Genomic DNA, 15,412 nt, shown 5'->3' with positions numbered 1-15,412 from the left:
GCTGTCTGGCTGGATCGGGTGCCGCGCGGGACGGGCGCGGCACGGTCGAAGTCGGTGGCGTATTGTCGCCGACTTGACGTCGCGCTTCAAATCGTGGATGCCGGGTGCAGGCCCAACGTGTAGACTCTTGGCCCCAATATGAGGCCCGCCGCGGCCTGTTTTTTGTGACTTGTTGTGACATCCGTGACATCACGGTCGAGGACGCCATGAGCGAATACTCCCTGTTTACCTCCGAATCCGTCTCCGAGGGGCACCCGGACAAGATCGCCGACCAGATCTCCGATGCGGTGCTCGACGCCATCATCGCCCGCGACAAGCAGGCACGAGTGGCCTGCGAGACCCTGGTCAAGACCGGCGTGGCCATCGTCGCCGGTGAGATCACCACCTCCGCCTGGGTCGATCTCGAGGCCATCGTGCGCGAGGTGATCACCGGTATCGGCTATACCTCCTCGGACGTGGGCTTCGACGGCCAGACCTGTGGCGTGCTCAACCTGATCGGCAAGCAGAGCGTGGATATCGCCCAGGGTGTCGACCGCAGCAAGCCAGAGGACCAGGGCGCCGGCGACCAGGGGCTGATGTTCGGCTACGCCACCAACGAGACCGACTCCTTCATGCCGGCGCCGATTCATTACGCCCACCGCCTGGTGGAGCGCCAGGCCCAGCTGCGCAAGCAAGGCCTGCTGCCCTGGCTGCGTCCGGATGCCAAGAGCCAGCTCACCTTCCGCTACGACGCCGAGGGCAGGCCCTGTGCGGTGGATGCCATCGTGCTCTCGACCCAGCATGATCCGGGCATCGACCAGCAGGAGCTGCGCAAGATGGTCAAGCGCGAGATCATCGAGCAGGTGATTCCCGCCGAGTGGCTCTCCGAGCAGACCAAGTACCATATCAACCCGACCGGCAAGTTCGTGATCGGTGGTCCGGTGGGAGACTGCGGCCTGACCGGGCGCAAGATCATCGTCGACACCTATGGCGGCACGGCCCGTCACGGCGGCGGCGCCTTCTCCGGCAAGGATCCCTCCAAGGTCGACCGCAGCGCCGCCTATGCCGGGCGCTATGTGGCCAAGAACATCGTCGCCGCGGGGCTTGCCGACAAGTGCGAGATCCAGGTCTCCTATGCCATTGGCGTGGCCGAACCCACCTCGGTCTCAGTCAACACCTTCGGCACCGGCAAGGTAGATGATGCACGGATCATCGAGCTGGTGCGCGAGCACTTCGACCTGCGGCCCAATGCCATCACCCGCATGCTCGACCTGCTGCACCCCATGTACCGGCTGACCGCGGCCTACGGCCACTTCGGCCGCGAGCCCTTCGAGACCTCCTACACCTGGACCGACACCCAGGGCCAGGAGCATACCGAAACCTTCACGGCCTTCCCCTGGGAGAAGGTCGACCGCGCCCACGCCCTGCGCCAGGCCGCCGGGCTCTAGAGCAAGGTGATCTTGTAGGCCGAGGCTTACGCATGATGACGAGCCCCGCCGGCAGCGCCGAGCGGGGCTCGTTGCTAGGGTGAGGGGTATTCCCTCCGCCTCGGTGCCCCCATGCGCCTGCATCGCCTTCTGGTCACGCGCCAATGCCGCGGGCTGTCGCTCCTGCTTCTGTTCCTGTTCCCGCTGGCCGCGCTGGCCGCGCCGGCCGCGCCGGCCGCCGCCGCTCCATGCCCGCCGCCGCCTTCATCGAGCGCGGTCGAAGCCCTGGTGGCGCGCCTGGCCGAGTGGGATGAGGCCTACTATCGGCGCGGTGAATCGCGGGTCAGCGATGCCATCTACGACCAGGCCCGGGCCCGCCTCGCCAGCTGGCATCGCTGCTTCCCCGAACGGGTGCCCGAGGCGACGGTGATGAGCCATCCGGCGGGCGAGGTGGACCACCCGGTTCCCCAGACGGGGTTGGCCAAGCTTACGGATGTGGAGGCGGTGGCGCGCTGGCTCTCGCGTCGCCACGACGCCTGGATCCAGCCCAAGGTGGACGGCGTGGCGGTGACCCTGGTCTATCGTCGTGGCGAGCTGGTGGCGGCGATCAGCCGTGGCGACGGCGAGCGCGGCCAGGACTGGACCGCCCAGGCGCGCCGCCTGCCGAGCGTGCCGGAGCGCCTGCCCGAAGCGCTGGATGCGGTGCTGCAGGGGGAGCTTTACCGGCGCCTCGAGGGCCATGTCCAGGCCGAGGCCGGTGATGGCGGTGCGCGTGCCGAGGTAGTCGGCCTGCTGGCCCGCGGGCGCCTGAGCGACGCCGAGGCGGCGCGGATCGGGCTCTTCGTCTGGGACTGGCCCGATGGTCCGGCGGACATGGCGACACGGCTGCGACGGCTAGCGGCGTTGGGGTTCGCCGATACCGCCACTTACACCCATCCGGTGGCGGAGTCCGCCGAGGCGGTGCGTCGGCGCCGGGCATGGCTCCGCTCCCCGCTGCCCTTCGCCACCGATGGCGTGGTGCTGCGCCAGGCCTCGAGACCGTCCGGCGAGGCCTGGCAGGCCGCCCCCCCGGCCTGGGCGGTGGCCTGGAAGCATCCGCCCCGGGAGGCGCTGGCCGAGGTGCGTGGCGTCGAGTTTCGCATCGGCCGCACCGGCCGCGTCACGCCGTTGCTGCATCTGGTGCCGGTCGCGCTGGAGGGGCGAACGCTGCGGCGGGTGACCGCCGGGTCGCTCTCCCGCTGGCGGGAGCTGGATATTCGCCCCGGCGACCATGTGATCGTCGCCCTGGCCGGGCTGACCATCCCGCGCCTGGAGGCGGTGGCCTGGCGGGAAACCCCGCGCCGGCCGCTGCGCATGCCGGAACCCGAGGCCTATCATGCGCTGAGCTGCCTGCGCCTGATGGCCGGGTGCGAGGCGCAGTTCTTCGAGCGGCTGGCCTGGCTCTCGGGTAGCGAGGCGCTGGACCTGGCCGGCGTGGGGCCTGGCACCTGGCGCTCCCTGGTCGAAGCGGGGCTGGTCACCGGCCTGCTGGAGTGGCTGGCACTGGACGAGCGTGCCTTGCGCCGCGCCCACGGTATCGGCGAGCGCCGCGCGCGGACGCTGGCGGCCACCTTCGCGGCGGCGAGGGCGGCCCCCTTTGCCGACTGGCTGCAGGCGCTGGGCGCGCCGCCCGGGGTGCAGGCCGGCTTGCCCGCCGACTGGGCGACCCTGAGCGGCCATGCCCGTCGCGACTGGGCGGCCCTGCCGGGCGTGGGGCCGGGACGGGCCGAGGCGCTGGCTGCCTTCTTCGCCGATCCCGAGATCCGGCGCCTGGCCGAGCAACTGGCGGCCCTCGGGGTGGCCGGCTTCGGGCGTTGACTGTCGCCGGCTTGGCTCCCTGCCTATAGTGAAGGGCATGCCTACGCAACCGACGAGGTGAGCCCATGAACCAGCCCGCCGTGACCCCGACTGCGACGCAAGACTGCAAGGTCGCCGACCTGTCGCTCGCCGACTGGGGGCGCCGCGAGATCCGCATCGCCGAGACCGAGATGCCGGCGCTGATGACGATCCGCGAGCAGTACCGTGCCGCTCGACCGCTGGCGGGTGCGCGGATCGCCGGCTGCATCCACATGACCATCCAGACCGCGGTGCTGATCGAGACCCTGGTCGACCTGGGCGCCAGCGTGCGCTGGTCCTCCTGCAATATCTTCTCCACCCAGGATCACGCCGCCGCCGCCATTGCTGCCGCCGGCATCCCGGTATTCGCCTGGAAGGGCGAGACCGAGGAGGCGTTCTGGTGGTGCATCGAGCAGACGGTGGCCGGTCCGGACGGCTGGACCCCCAACCTGGTGCTGGACGACGGCGGCGACTTGACCCTGCTGCTCCACGAGAAGCGCCCGGAGCTGCTCGACGCCATCCACGGCATCTCCGAAGAGACCACCACCGGGGTGCACCGGCTGCAGGAGATGCTGCGCGCCGGCACCCTCAGGGTGCCCGCTATCAACGTCAACGACGCCGTGACCAAGTCGAAGAACGACAACAAGTACGGCTGCCGCCACTCCCTCAACGACGCCATCAAGCGCGCCACCGACCACCTGCTGGCCGGCAAGCAGGCGCTGGTGGTGGGTTACGGTGACGTGGGCAAGGGCTCGGCGGCCTCGCTGCGCCAGGAAGGGATGATCGTCAAGGTCGCCGAGATCGACCCGCTGTGTGCCATGCAGGCGTGCATGGACGGCTTCGAGGTGGTCTCGCCCTATGTCGGCGGCGAGAACCGTGGCCTCGACAGCATCGACCGCGCCCTGCTCGAGCGCCTCGACCTGGTGGTGACCGCCACCGGCAACATCGCCGCCTGCGACGCCGCCATGCTGCAGACCCTCAAGCCCGGGGCGGTGGTGTGCAACATCGGCCACTTCGACAGCGAGATCGATACCGGCTACCTGCGCCGCCACTGGCACTGGGAGGAGGTCAAGCCCCAGGTGCACAAGGTCTACCGCGACAGCAAGCCAGGCGAGTTCGACCCCGCCAGCCGCGACTACCTGATCCTGCTCTCCGAGGGGCGCCTGGTGAACCTGGGCAACGCCACCGGCCACCCCTCCCGGGTGATGGACGGCTCCTTCGCCAACCAGGTGCTGGCGCAGATGCACCTCTACCAGGGGCGCTTCGCCGAGCTGCCCGCCGAGGAGAGGCCCGAGGCGCTGGCGGTGAGCGTGCTGCCGCGCCACCTCGACGAGGAGGTGGCCCGCTATATGGTGGAGGGCTTCGGCGGGGTGATCACCCGCATGACCGAGGCCCAGGTCGACTACACCGGCGTGCCGGCGGATGGGCCCTACAAGCCTGACGACTACCGTTACTGATCACGGCGTCGATCGGGACGCCCCCGGGCGGCGCAGCAGCTCACCGGGGGTGTGCCAAGCGGCTCTCAGAAGGCGCTGATGAAGACCGATAGGCTCTCGTCGCCCCAGGCACGAGCCTGCAAGACCAGGATTAGTCGCGGATATGACATCGTGATCCGACCCGGCTCCGAGCCGGGTTATCGTCCAGCGTCCAAGCCGCTAGGCATCGCAACCATCTCCGCGCTTGGGGAGATTCAGCTTGCATTCAGCTTTGTCGGGCACACTGAGACGCATATCGCTCGTCAGATTAGGGGAAACGGTGAGTATGCATGGTGAGTTGGATATAAAGGACTAAGATGAGGCTGCTGCTCGTCGAGGACGATGATCTATTAGCCGACAGCCTATCGGAAGTGCTGGAGGACGAAGGCTATCGGGTGGACTTGGCCGCTCTGGTGCGCGAGGCGGAAGCCTTGATGGCCAGCGAGGAGTATAGCCTGGTGATACTCGATCTCGGCTTGCCGGATGGCTCGGGGCTCGATCTGCTGGGACGCTGGCGTCGCGCGGGACATGCTCTGCCTATTCTCGCCTTGACTGCCCGAGACAGCTGGGAAGACAAGGTGGCAGGGCTGCATCGCGGTGCGGATGACTATCTGACCAAGCCCTACCACGAGGCCGAACTGCTGGCCAGGCTGCATGCCCTGCTGCGACGAGGCAGCAACGCCGTGGACAACATCCTGAGGCTGAATGGCATCGCCCTGGATGAAGCCACCCAGCGAGTCTGCGGCATCGATGGTACCTGGCATACGCTGACCGCCACCGAGTTCTGTCTGCTGCGCTACCTTATGCGCCATCCCGGCCGGGTGCATTCGAAGGCTCGCCTGCTCGACCAGCTCTACACCCTGGAACAGGACGCCGCGGCGCCCAACCTGGTCGAGGTGTACGTGGGACGCTTGCGACGCTTGCTGGGCAAGGATGTCATCCAGACACGCCGCGGGCAGGGCTATGTCTTTCCTTCCCTTTGACAGTCGAAGCCTGCGTTTCAACCTGCTGGTTCGCTTGGGGGTGGTGGCGCTGCTGGTGGTCAGCGTGATCTGGCTGCTGCACGGCATCCTGCTGCATGACCTGGCCCGGGAGTTTCTCGGCGAAAGGCTGCGTCAGGAGGCCCGCTATACCCTCGGCAGGCTGGAGCGGCTGGAAGGGACATCTGTTCAATGGTTCGAAGCGGACTCGCCGGACACCGAGATCTTCCATCATCTCTACGTATTGCGGGTTGGCGACCGGGTTTCCTCGTCGCATCCGAATTGGCTTCCCCCTCTGGAGCCACATCTTGACGGTGCCGATGAGCAGCTGTTCGACGTCGAGTGGCAGGGGCATTACCTGCTCGTCTATCGGGATACCTTCGAACTCGATGGCGAGCCCAGCGTTTTGCTGGTTGGCGACGACTTCGCTCCGGTAGAGGCGGGCCTGAGAAGACTGCACTGGTGGGTGGGAGGTATCGCCGGCCTGGTTCTTATCTCTCTGATTCTAATGAACTTGTTAGCTGTCAATCGCAGTCTTCTCCCCTTGGCTCGCTTGCAGAAACAACTTGCCGAATTTCAGACTGGTCAGCGTGAGCGGCTCGACCTTGACTGCCCTTCCGAACTGGATGGCCTGCTCATCCAGTTGAATCATTTCATGGATGAGCTGCAGCGTCGCCTGCAGCGCTCCCGGGAGGCGGTCGCCAATCTCTCCCACACGCTGCAGACCCCGCTGGCGGCAGTGATTCAGGTGCTCCGCGGTCGACGACCGATCGACGATCGACGTCGTCAGCGCATGCTTGAGCGTCTGGAAGGAATACAGACACAGCTGACTTCCGAACTACGCCGGGCACGCTTCGCCGGCCCGGGCAGCGCCCAGCACGCCGTGGTGGCCCAGGAAGCCGCCACATTGATCGACATGATGCGCACGCTCTATCCCGACAAGCGTTTCGCACTCGATGTGCTGCTACCGCCGGAGCACAGCGTTGCGGTGGAGCGCCAGGACCTGAACGAGATGCTTGGGGTTGTGCTCGATAACGCCGGCAAGTGGGCGCGTGAACAGGTCATCTGTCGCCTGGGCCTGGGGCCGGAACAGGCCCTGGTGCTCGAGGTCGAGGACGATGGACCGGGCGTGCCAGCCCCCGCCCTGTCGCAGCTCGGCGAACGTGGCAAGCGCCTGGATGAGAGCACGCCTGGGCATGGCCTCGGGCTGGCGATCCTGAAGCAGATCGTTGCGCACTATCGCGGCGAGGTGGCGTTTTTTGCATCAACCGAGGGGGGACTGGGAGTACGCGTCGAGCTGCCCTTGTAGATGGGCTGTCGGCATGGCGTCTTCATGGAACTAGAGACCGAAGAAACGCCCTGGAATAACGATCACCGGGGCGCCATGTGGGTGGATTGACAGTTATTCGCTATCGTTTTGCATGGCCTGCTGGGCCTGCATATGCTCCATCATCTGCTGCTGCATGCCCTGCATCATATCCATGCGCTGCTGCAGCATTTCCAGGCGCTGTTTGGGGTCCATGTTCTGCATGTTCTGGCCCATGCCGCCATTCATCATGCCACCCATGGACTGATGCACTTGTTGCATCTCCTGCATGTGCTGTTGCATCAATTGCCGACGCTGCTGCGGATCCTAGGTATTGTGGAACTGCTGCATCGTGCCTTGCATCGCCTGCATGCGCTGCTGTATATCGCCCCGGTTCATCATTCCCATGCCTTGGCCCATACCTCGACTCATGTCTTGGTTCATCCTTCTGCCAGCGTCTTGCTGGTTGGAAGAAGCTTCCTGCTGAGCATAGGCCAGGGGCAAGGTCAAAAAGGCCGCCATGACAGCGGTGAAGACGTACTTTTTCATAACACTCTCCTTTGCATTGGTTGGCTTTATAACCAGACATGCTTAGTTTATACAATATGCCTGAATATAAACTGAAAATTCCGGATGATAACTTGACGGCCGTCATGATTGGATCAAGCCTACCAGCCGCCCCCCTCCGTTTCGTAGTCCGACTGTACGGAGAGGCTTAGAGTCCACCCCTGTCGAGCCATGCATCGTAGATCCGCTGGTCCCATTTACTCTGGAAGTAGGCGATGGTGGCTTTCTTGTCGTCCTTGGAGAGCTCATCCTGGAAGGCCGGCATTTGTCCCCCTATGGGAGCGCCACCCTGATTGATGGTGCGCATCAACATGTCGAATGAATGGTGCCAGGCATGAGCGGATCCGTTGAGGGGCGGCGGAGGATAGGAGCCATCCTCCAAGGGTCTTCTCCAATTGAAGGTGCCTTGGGCGTTGCCGCCATGACAGCTTGCGCAGTTCTCGGAAAAGACGGCTTTCCCGCGTTCAACCTGGGCTTGCGTGTACCAGCGCCCATCTACTGTCTGTTCGCCGCAGCCGCTGAGCAATGCGACCAAAAGAATGCCTAATGAGGCTCTTGCCATACGCATCGTGTTTTGCTCCTCGATTTCTTGAGCCACCATGAGCCGGTCCCGCTGGGTGTGATATATCATGGTTGGTTGCCAGGTACCAAGCCTGATAGGAGCACGATTATCGCCTTTTGCTTGCGGTTTTAAAAAGCCTTTTTGTTTGCTTTTTTGGATTTTTATATTTTCAATTATGTTCAGGATAAATTCAGCTTTGTCGTATAGTGTAGGTTGGTTTTTTCTCAAATAAAGGTGGTGGTATATTATTTCCTGATCACTCGTATATTGTCTTGAATTTTCAAGCCTTCGCGTCGGCTTGGGCTATTCATCGATGAAGTCCTGTCAGCGGCCTTGACTCTTGGGCAACCCCAAGGTTGTAGACTGTTCTCAGTCACGTAGTAGAGGTAGACTCGATGCGCGTCAGCGAATTGGCCCGAGCTGGCGGCGTCACCGCCGAAACGGTGCGCCACTACACGCGAGAAGGCTTGTTACCGTCGTGGCGGGATCCGCATAACGGATACCAGCTATATGACGAAAGGGCGCTGGGGCGGCTTCGTCTTATCGACTGTCTACGTTGCCTGGGTCTCAGCCTCAAGGAAATCAAAGAAATACTTATACGAGCAGACCAGGATAACGCTCCGCATCTGGATAGGTATGATCGGCTGGCTGAGAGCTTACCACTCATCCACTCGCGCGTTCGAGAGCTGCAGACCCTGGCGAGTTGGGTGGAGCGATCCAGGCGATGTCCGCACCCCGAGCTTGGTGGCACTGACGAGGCGACCAGCCTCAACCAACTGATGGCAGAGCTGTCGCCGCAACAAGATGGGACGACTCAGCGTGGCCATCAGTGATGTGACGACATGCCGGCCATGTCATCAATGCAGGTCCTAGAGTTGGCAGACGGGGAAACGCCAGGGTCAGCCATGTCACCATCGTTCGAGTCGTCGGATGACGAATACAGGGAGGAATGCTTGGGCTCTGAAATTGAGTGTAACTCTACTGAACCAGTGTGTGGATCCAAGCGGACACACAGGGCATCCCTTTCAACCTTTCCTTGACCTTTGGGTGGCACATAGGTCTTAACCTGCTACTGAAACGAAACATTGTACTGATAGCCAGGAGAACCAAGACATGTGGGGAAATATGATGGCGCATATGGAGGGTTACGGCTGGGGGCATATGCTCTTTGGCGGGCTCATGATGGTGGTGTTCTGGGGCGGCATCATTGCCCTGATCGTTTTTTTCGTGCGTGGACTGACTCGGAGTGAGGGCGTGCCCGCTGTTCAGCAGCGTCCAACGCCGCTGGAGTTTCTGCAGGAGCGCTACGCCAGGGGCGAGATAGATAAACAGGAATACGAAGAGCGTAGGCAGGATCTCTCGCGCTGAACGTCAGGTATTTCGTCTCGTTTCATTGTGCTTATACCGGAATCCAGGATGTCCCAGGATAGCGGCAGCAATGCGGCCGATGATGCCGTACACACGGTGATTGTAGAGGTTCATCAACACCTGTTGCATTTTCTGATACGCCGACTCGGCAACCAGGAGGAAGCCGCCGACGTCCTGCACGACTTCTATGTCAAGGTGCTGACACGAGTCGACGATATTCGCGATACGCAAAAGGTGCGCGCCTGGATGCAGCGCGTGTTGGAGACGACCCTGATCGACTACTATCGAGCGCAAAGCAGAAGACGCCGCCTCGAAGGATTCTATTCCTACCGTGAATCCAGCATATTCACTGATGAAGATGACCTGGATGCCATTATTTGCATCTGTCTCTATAAACTGCTGCCGACCCTGAAAGCGGAGTACGCAAATATCATCTGGCGCGCGGATCTGGTGGGTGAGTCTCGCGAAAGCATTGCCGCCGCGCTCGATATCACCGTAGGCCATCTACGGGTACGCCTGCATCGAGCTCGCCAGGCGCTTCGGAAGCGCCTGGAGGAAACCTGTCGAACCTGCCCCGTGCATGGCTATCTGGATTGCCAGTGTGATTACAGCAAGCAGGTACGAGCCGGGATCCAGCAGAAGCCGAATACATTGACATAGTCGCACCATTGCGACTGGGCCGCTTTCATCCGGGCTGGATACTGCACCAACTACCGGCAGATTGATGTACTTTCTGCATATGCCATCGCGTCTTCACTGTTCAAGCTTGGGTTACCAAGCTCCCGATCGATTTTCTGCCGTTCAGACACCCTTTCCTTGGCTCACCTTGTTCACGCCACTCCCCACATCACCATTCAGCTTAAGTTCAGCTTGGTTGCCTAGACTGAAGATTGACGAGAGCTGAGTGATCCTCGCTTTTTTTTCGCTTTACCCTCGGGTTGCCAACAGATTTTTAGCCTGGAACCAAGCTCGCCTGTACGAAGCTCCATGAGGTTGATGACAAAGGAGAGAGATGATGAATGAACTGGTGTACTTCCTGCTCTGGGCAGGAATCATCTTTCTGATGATGCGGTTTGGCTGCGGTGCTCACATGATGGGCCATGGACGGGGCAAGGCCAAGCATGGTGAGGGAGTGTCTGAGGAGCAGAGCACCGAAAGCCTGCGTTGGACGCCACCCGCCGACGACGTGGACCCCGTGTGCGGCAAGACCGTCAGCACCGAAACGGCCAAGCCGAGCGTCCACGATGGCCATGTCTATTACTTCTGCTCCCGCGACTGCCGGGAGCGCTTCGAGGCCGCCCCCACGCAATACCTCGCCGCTGATGATGCCAAGCGCCTGCCCACTCTGCCGGAGAACGAGCATGCCTGACGTCGATAGCGCTTCGGGCACCAAGCCCAAGGCGCACTCTGGCACGCCCTTGCCGGGCCAAGTCGTACCGAAGATCCCGGTGGTCGCCCTGGGAATGAGCCTGGGGCTGTTTCTGGCCGTGACCTTCTCCTTGTGTGTCGGCTTCGATCTGCTGTTTCCCGACCGGGCGATGTATAAGAGCTGGCTGCGCCTGCTTCCGGGCTTCACCTGGTTGAGCTGGCCAAGCTTCTTCCTGGGCCTGGCAGAAAGCTTCGGCTATGGCTGGTACGTGGCCCTGGTCTTCGGCCCGCTCTACAACTTCTTTGCCACTCGTAACGACCGGCGTAGAGGAGCATGAACCACCTCTCGAGACCACCTATCTGCATGCCTTGAATAGCGCCAAGAATGTTCCGTGGGCGTGTGCCGGCGCTATCAATTCTGTTTCAAGATAAGGAAAAGTCCTATGGATCCTGAAAGCCGCAGCCATGGCCACGCGGGACACATGCCCACCAGCGGGCCCGGCATGGCCATATCGGCCTGGCTGACAGGGGTCTACTTCTTCATCGAGATGGGCATCGGTCTCTGGACCGGGTCGGTCGCGGTGATCTCGGATGCCTTTCATACCTTCTCGGCTGTGGGCGGCGTGCTGGTGGCCATCACTGCCGCCCGGCTCGCTCGCCGCCCGGCGGACGAAGCGCGCAGCTTCGGCTGGTATCGCGCCGAGATCATCGGTGCGCTGGTCAATGGCGGTTTCCTGCTCGGCATGGCGCTCGTCGTGATCGCGATGGGTGCCATGCGGCTCACGGATCCGATCGATTTGCCCACGGGGCCGATGCTATGGGCCGCCGCCGGCGGCCTGCTGACCGAATTCATTTCGCTGGGCCTGATCTGGAAGCAGAGTCGAAGTGATCTGAATGTGCGGGGTGCGCTGTGGCATATCATCCAGACCTTCGTGGGTAGCATTCTGATCATCGTGACCGCCCTGGTGATCCGCTATACCGGTTTCTTGCTCATCGACCCGATCCTGGGCATCGCTTTCGGCGTGGTGCTGCTCTGGGCGAGTTGGGGCATCCTGCGCGACGCCGCTCATCTGCTGATGGAGGGAACGCCCGCCGAGATCAGCCTGGCCGAGGTGGCCGAAGCACTGGAGGCGCTCGAGGTGCGTATTCCGACGAACGTGACCGGTCATTCCGGGGATCGTGACCGATCTGCTCACTCCTCTCTCGCTGGCTCTGGTTTTGTAAGCTGACCGGTCACGATGGGTCAACTTCTGCCGCTTGCGGGGCGGCGCTCTTGCGCATCGATTCTCCTCTGAGTGTCAGGCGGTGGGCGCTGTGCAGCAGCCGGTCCAGGATGGCGTCGGCCACCGTCGCCGCGCCGATGTAGTCGTGCCAGTGCTCGATGGGCAGCTGGCTGGCGATCAGCGTCGAACCCCGGCCGTGCCGGTCCTCGATCACCTCCATCAGGTCCTGGCGCTGCGGGGCGGTCATCTTCTGCATCCCCCAGTCGTCGAGGATCAGCAGGTCGGTCTTCTGCAGCTGGCCCATCAGCCGGGCGTAGGAGCCGTCGCCCTGGGCGATGCGCAGTTGCTCGAACAGGCGCGGCACCCGCAGGTAGCGCACCGAGTAACCCTGCCGGCAGGCCTGGTTGCCCAGCGCGCAGGCCAGCCAGGTCTTGCCGCACCCGGTGGGGCCGGTGAGGCACAGGTTGAGGGACTGGCCGATCCACTCGCCGGTGGCCAGCGGCGCCATGCGGCCCCGCTCCAGGCCGCGAGGGTGGCGGTAGTCGATGTCCTCGACGCAGGCCGTCACCCGCAGCTTGGCGGTCTTCAGCAACCGGTCGAGGCGGCGGTTATCGCGATGCAGGACCTCTCGGTCGAGCAGCATGCCCAGGCGATCCTCGAACGGCAGGTCGTAGGTGTCCGGCTGGGTGAGCTGGTGGGCCAGTGCGTCATACATGCCGGTCAGCTTGAGGCGGCGCAGGGTGTCGAGCAGGGGCTGGGTCATCATCGGTCGTCTCCTCGGATCAGTGGTAGTACTCGGCACCGCGCACGTTGGTGTGGGGCGGCAAGTCATCGAGCGCCTCGGGGAGCGTCAGCATCGGCTGCTGATCTAGCCCCTGCTTGAGGATCGAGGCGATGCTGCTGTAGCGGGTGGTGGGGATCGCCAGGGCATGCGCGCAGGCCTGCTCCAGCCGGGCCTTGCCGTAGCGCCGGCTGAGCTGCAACAGGCCCAGGCAGGCACGGTAGCCATGCTCGGGATGGGGGCGGTCCTGCAGCTGTCGCTGGGTCATTTCCAGGGTGGCGACGCCGATGTCCTTCGCCCAGTCCAGGAAGCGGCTTGGCGACCAGTCGCGGTGGGCCTGGTGACGCTTGGGCATGTGCTCGGCCAGGGTCGAGAAACGTCCCGGGGCGTGGCGCGGGTGCGCCGCCACCCGCTGCCCTTTGTGGAACACCTCCACCATGGCGTGGGTCAGGCGCACCTCCAGCACCTGGCCGACCAGGCTGTGAGGGACGCTGTAGAAGTGTTTGTCGAGGTCGAGGTGGTAGTCGATGCCGGGCCTGGCCTTGCGCCACTCGGCGTACTCGTAGGGCGTCTCCGGCAGCGGGCGCAGCACCGGCCGGTCGATGGCCGCGAACAAATCGCGCCGGCTCTCCTCGCGGCCCTGGAAGGGTCGGCGGTTGAGATCCTCCAGCAGCTCGCGGATGGCCTGGTTCAGCGAGGCCAGCGTGAAGAAGGTGTGGTGGCGCAGTCGGGCCAGGATCCAGCGCTCCACCAACAGCACCGCGGCCTCCGCCTTGGCCTTGTCCTTGGGTTTGTAAGGCCGCGCCGGCAGCACCGCGACCTGGTAGTGCTGGGCCATCTCGGCGTAGGTCGCGTTGAGCTGGCTCTCGTAGCGACATGCCCGCGTCACGGCGCTCTTCAGGTTGTCGGGCACCAGTAGCTCGGGGACACCGCCCAGGAACTGGAAGGCGCGCTGGTGAGAGGCGATCCAGTCGGGCAGCGCCTGGCTCCAGGTGGCCTCGGCGTAGGTGTAGCTGGAGGCGCCCAGCACGGCAACGAACACCTGGGCCCGTCGCTCCTCGCCGGTGGCCTGGTTGATGATCGGCACGGTCGGGCCGCAGTAGTCGATGAACAGCTTCTCGCCGGCGCGGTGGACCTGACGCATGCTGCGCCGCTGGCGGTCCCGCCAGGCGCGGTAATGATCGCAGAACCGACTGTAGCGGTAGGCCTTGTCGCCGTGGACCTCGACGTACTCGGCCCACAGCAGCTGCAGGGTGACGCCCTTGCGCTTGAGCGCCTGGTGGACCTGGAAGTAGTCCGGCGCCGAGAAGCGCATCGGCGGCGATTTGGCCGGGAACAGCCGCGCCTCCAGCGCCGCCTCGTCGGTGCCGTCGGGCAACGGCCAGCGGATGCCGGCCACCTGGGCCAGGCTGACGTACTTGCTGACCACGCCCTTGGAGAGGCCGCAGGCCCGCGCAATCTTCTCGTGGCTGAGGCCGGCGTCGTACTTGAGGCGCAACACCTCGGTGATGGTTCGCATGGGAATCCTCGGTGCTGGCATGTCCACCTCCAGGGCAAAGACAAAAGGAGGGGTATGCCGTAAAAGTCCGAATCATTCCAGCGAGTTAGGTGAGATTCCGGGAACGTGACCGAGGATTCCGACATCGTGACCGCGGATTCCGGGAAAGAGGCCGAAATCGGTCACGATGAAATGGAATGGCCGGTCACGTTGGCCCGGAATGGTCGGTCACGATAGATCGGAACGGGCGGTCACGATGGCCCGGAATACGCAACAGGGTCATTAGCGCCGTGTAGATCCCCAGCAGAAGAGACGCTCGCTCGCGTTGCTCACCATCCAATGACACCCGGGAGGGATTGTTTGCCCATGCTCGGTACGTTGCCACCTCCATCCCCAGCAGAGCAGCCATCTCGGCATCGGAACACTCCCATTCACGCGCTATATTCGGCATCGTCCGCATGACCGCTGCGCTGACGGCAGTATGATTGTGAGCCTTCCGTTCTTTGGGGCTTACCGGCTCGAATGGCTCATGGTACTCACGTACCGAGCCCTTCAAACGCTTCATCGGGCTTTGGGTAGTCCCCTCGGTACTGGGGATATGCTCTCTGTCTTCTCGTTTCATCGTCACACCTGAGCGTAAAGAAACCATCGTCTTGTGATCGACTGGCGATCAATATGCCGACGCTGCGTAGGGTCATCAGGCGCTTGACGACGGGGTCAGTCTAGGCGTGGCGCTCAATGCATTCTGTCATCATGACGATAGCGTCCAGCCATTTGTCACGTTGGTACTTGCCGCGCCATTGGACCTGATCATGGCGATTGAATCACCCCGAGTATTCTAGACATCCGTTAGACGCTTAACGTAACGCTTTCATACGCGACCGGACAAATTATCACTCGTGCCGTGTCGGAGCCTTGGGTGATCACTTGATACGCTCAACGCCAAATGGGTTTGAGCTAGTTGAACGCAAGCTGATAGGGGCCAATCAATTAACTGACCCAG

General features: G+C 63.2%; 17 protein-coding genes. 11 read left to right on the top strand and 6 right to left on the bottom strand.

All coding sequences use genetic code 11. The features are described from left to right. Positions 1–206 precede the first annotated feature (206 nt). The 5 genes from metK to NFH66_RS15365 all read left to right on the top strand — a co-directional run bounded on the left by metK (position 207) and on the right by NFH66_RS15365 (position 7,045). Positions 207–1,427 (top strand): methionine adenosyltransferase, encoded by a 1,221-nt coding sequence (metK, locus tag NFH66_RS15385; protein WP_349611044.1) that lies wholly within the window; start codon positions 207–209, stop codon positions 1,425–1,427. Positions 1,428–1,538: 111 nt separating this feature from the next. After that, the gene (gene ligB / locus NFH66_RS15380; RefSeq protein WP_349611042.1) at positions 1,539–3,263 is read left to right on the top strand and encodes an NAD-dependent DNA ligase LigB; all 1,725 of its coding nucleotides are present in this window, start codon (positions 1,539–1,541) and stop codon (positions 3,261–3,263) included. Positions 3,264–3,328: 65 nt separating this feature from the next. Continuing rightward, on the top strand, positions 3,329–4,738 hold the full coding sequence (ahcY, locus tag NFH66_RS15375; protein ID WP_349611040.1) for an adenosylhomocysteinase: 1,410 nt from the start codon (positions 3,329–3,331) through the stop codon (positions 4,736–4,738). Between the two features lie 335 nt (positions 4,739–5,073). Beyond that, positions 5,074–5,739 (top strand): response regulator, encoded by a 666-nt coding sequence (locus NFH66_RS15370; protein ID WP_349611039.1) that lies wholly within the window; start codon positions 5,074–5,076, stop codon positions 5,737–5,739. Further along, complete coding sequence (locus tag NFH66_RS15365) at positions 5,720–7,045, top strand: ATP-binding protein (RefSeq protein WP_349611037.1); 1,326 nt, start codon at positions 5,720–5,722, stop codon at positions 7,043–7,045. Before NFH66_RS15370 ends, NFH66_RS15365 begins: the two co-directional genes overlap by 20 nt. A gap of 93 nt (positions 7,046–7,138) precedes the next feature. Here the strand turns inward: NFH66_RS15365 and NFH66_RS15360 are convergent, their stop codons facing one another. The 3 genes from NFH66_RS15360 to NFH66_RS15350 all read right to left on the bottom strand — a co-directional run bounded on the left by NFH66_RS15360 (position 7,139) and on the right by NFH66_RS15350 (position 8,399). Continuing rightward, positions 7,139–7,345 (bottom strand): hypothetical protein, encoded by a 207-nt coding sequence (locus NFH66_RS15360; RefSeq protein WP_349611036.1) that lies wholly within the window; start codon positions 7,343–7,345, stop codon positions 7,139–7,141. A gap of 24 nt (positions 7,346–7,369) precedes the next feature. Beyond that, on the bottom strand, positions 7,370–7,591 hold the full coding sequence (locus tag NFH66_RS15355) for a hypothetical protein (protein ID WP_349611035.1): 222 nt from the start codon (positions 7,589–7,591) through the stop codon (positions 7,370–7,372). Positions 7,592–7,757: 166 nt separating this feature from the next. Next, a complete protein-coding gene (locus NFH66_RS15350) occupies positions 7,758–8,399 on the bottom strand; it encodes a c-type cytochrome (protein ID WP_349611033.1) in 642 nt (213 codons plus the stop codon). A gap of 167 nt (positions 8,400–8,566) precedes the next feature. On the opposite strand from NFH66_RS15350, the gene NFH66_RS15345 reads away from it, so the two are divergent. The 6 genes from NFH66_RS15345 (at position 8,567) to NFH66_RS15320 (ending at position 12,136) form a co-directional block, all read left to right on the top strand. Next, positions 8,567–9,004: a MerR family transcriptional regulator gene (locus NFH66_RS15345; RefSeq protein WP_349611032.1), complete on the top strand. Its 438-nt coding sequence runs from the start codon at positions 8,567–8,569 to the stop codon at positions 9,002–9,004. A 280-nt stretch (positions 9,005–9,284) separates the two neighbouring features. Then, complete coding sequence (locus tag NFH66_RS15340; protein WP_349611031.1) at positions 9,285–9,539, top strand: SHOCT domain-containing protein; 255 nt, start codon at positions 9,285–9,287, stop codon at positions 9,537–9,539. Positions 9,540–9,587: 48 nt separating this feature from the next. Beyond that, complete coding sequence (locus NFH66_RS15335) at positions 9,588–10,199, top strand: RNA polymerase sigma factor (RefSeq protein WP_349611030.1); 612 nt, start codon at positions 9,588–9,590, stop codon at positions 10,197–10,199. Positions 10,200–10,554: 355 nt separating this feature from the next. Further along, positions 10,555–10,908, top strand: a complete 354-nt coding sequence (locus tag NFH66_RS15330) for a YHS domain-containing protein (RefSeq protein WP_349611029.1) — start codon at positions 10,555–10,557, stop codon at positions 10,906–10,908. Continuing rightward, entirely contained in the window at positions 10,901–11,245 is a 345-nt protein-coding gene (locus NFH66_RS15325; protein WP_349611027.1) for a DUF5676 family membrane protein, read from the top strand. The genes NFH66_RS15330 and NFH66_RS15325 overlap by 8 nt, the downstream gene beginning before the upstream one ends. A 105-nt stretch (positions 11,246–11,350) precedes the next feature. Beyond that, positions 11,351–12,136, top strand: a complete 786-nt coding sequence (locus NFH66_RS15320; protein ID WP_349611026.1) for a cation diffusion facilitator family transporter — start codon at positions 11,351–11,353, stop codon at positions 12,134–12,136. A 4-nt stretch (positions 12,137–12,140) separates the two neighbouring features. Here the strand turns inward: NFH66_RS15320 and istB are convergent, their stop codons facing one another. The 3 genes from istB to NFH66_RS15305 form a co-directional block, all read right to left on the bottom strand. Continuing rightward, on the bottom strand, positions 12,141–12,896 hold the full coding sequence (istB, locus tag NFH66_RS15315) for an IS21-like element helper ATPase IstB (RefSeq protein ID WP_349611024.1): 756 nt from the start codon (positions 12,894–12,896) through the stop codon (positions 12,141–12,143). 16 nt (positions 12,897–12,912) lie between these two features. Then, on the bottom strand, positions 12,913–14,451 hold the full coding sequence (gene istA, locus NFH66_RS15310; RefSeq protein WP_349609651.1) for an IS21 family transposase: 1,539 nt from the start codon (positions 14,449–14,451) through the stop codon (positions 12,913–12,915). A 163-nt stretch (positions 14,452–14,614) separates the two neighbouring features. Next, complete coding sequence (locus tag NFH66_RS15305) at positions 14,615–15,031, bottom strand: antitoxin Xre-like helix-turn-helix domain-containing protein (protein ID WP_349611022.1); 417 nt, start codon at positions 15,029–15,031, stop codon at positions 14,615–14,617. Positions 15,032–15,412 lie beyond the last annotated feature (381 nt).

It is taken from the genome of Halomonas sp. H10-9-1 (genome assembly GCF_040147005.1).
Lineage (GTDB): Bacteria > Pseudomonadota > Gammaproteobacteria > Pseudomonadales > Halomonadaceae > Halomonas.
This window is presented reverse-complemented; position numbering and strand designations above follow the sequence as displayed.

Bases quoted from the DNA above. Each gene is read 5' to 3' on its own strand.
- metK (WP_349611044.1), top strand. From the start codon at position 207: ATGAGCGAATACTCCCTGTTTACCTCCGAATCCGTCTCCGAGGGGCAC.
- ligB (WP_349611042.1), top strand. From the start codon at position 1,539: ATGCGCCTGCATCGCCTTCTGGTCACGCGCCAATGCCGCGGGCTGTCG.
- ahcY (WP_349611040.1), top strand. From the start codon at position 3,329: ATGAACCAGCCCGCCGTGACCCCGACTGCGACGCAAGACTGCAAGGTC.
- NFH66_RS15370 (WP_349611039.1), top strand. From the start codon at position 5,074: ATGAGGCTGCTGCTCGTCGAGGACGATGATCTATTAGCCGACAGCCTA.
- NFH66_RS15365 (WP_349611037.1), top strand. From the start codon at position 5,720: ATGTCTTTCCTTCCCTTTGACAGTCGAAGCCTGCGTTTCAACCTGCTG.
- NFH66_RS15360 (WP_349611036.1), bottom strand. From the start codon at position 7,345: ATGCAACAGCACATGCAGGAGATGCAACAAGTGCATCAGTCCATGGGT.
- NFH66_RS15355 (WP_349611035.1), bottom strand. From the start codon at position 7,591: ATGAAAAAGTACGTCTTCACCGCTGTCATGGCGGCCTTTTTGACCTTG.
- NFH66_RS15345 (WP_349611032.1), top strand. From the start codon at position 8,567: ATGCGCGTCAGCGAATTGGCCCGAGCTGGCGGCGTCACCGCCGAAACG.
- NFH66_RS15340 (WP_349611031.1), top strand. From the start codon at position 9,285: ATGTGGGGAAATATGATGGCGCATATGGAGGGTTACGGCTGGGGGCAT.
- NFH66_RS15335 (WP_349611030.1), top strand. From the start codon at position 9,588: ATGTCCCAGGATAGCGGCAGCAATGCGGCCGATGATGCCGTACACACG.
- NFH66_RS15330 (WP_349611029.1), top strand. From the start codon at position 10,555: ATGAATGAACTGGTGTACTTCCTGCTCTGGGCAGGAATCATCTTTCTG.
- NFH66_RS15325 (WP_349611027.1), top strand. From the start codon at position 10,901: ATGCCTGACGTCGATAGCGCTTCGGGCACCAAGCCCAAGGCGCACTCT.
- NFH66_RS15320 (WP_349611026.1), top strand. From the start codon at position 11,351: ATGGATCCTGAAAGCCGCAGCCATGGCCACGCGGGACACATGCCCACC.
- istB (WP_349611024.1), bottom strand. From the start codon at position 12,896: ATGATGACCCAGCCCCTGCTCGACACCCTGCGCCGCCTCAAGCTGACC.
- istA (WP_349609651.1), bottom strand. From the start codon at position 14,451: ATGCCAGCACCGAGGATTCCCATGCGAACCATCACCGAGGTGTTGCGC.
- NFH66_RS15305 (WP_349611022.1), bottom strand. From the start codon at position 15,031: ATGAAACGAGAAGACAGAGAGCATATCCCCAGTACCGAGGGGACTACC.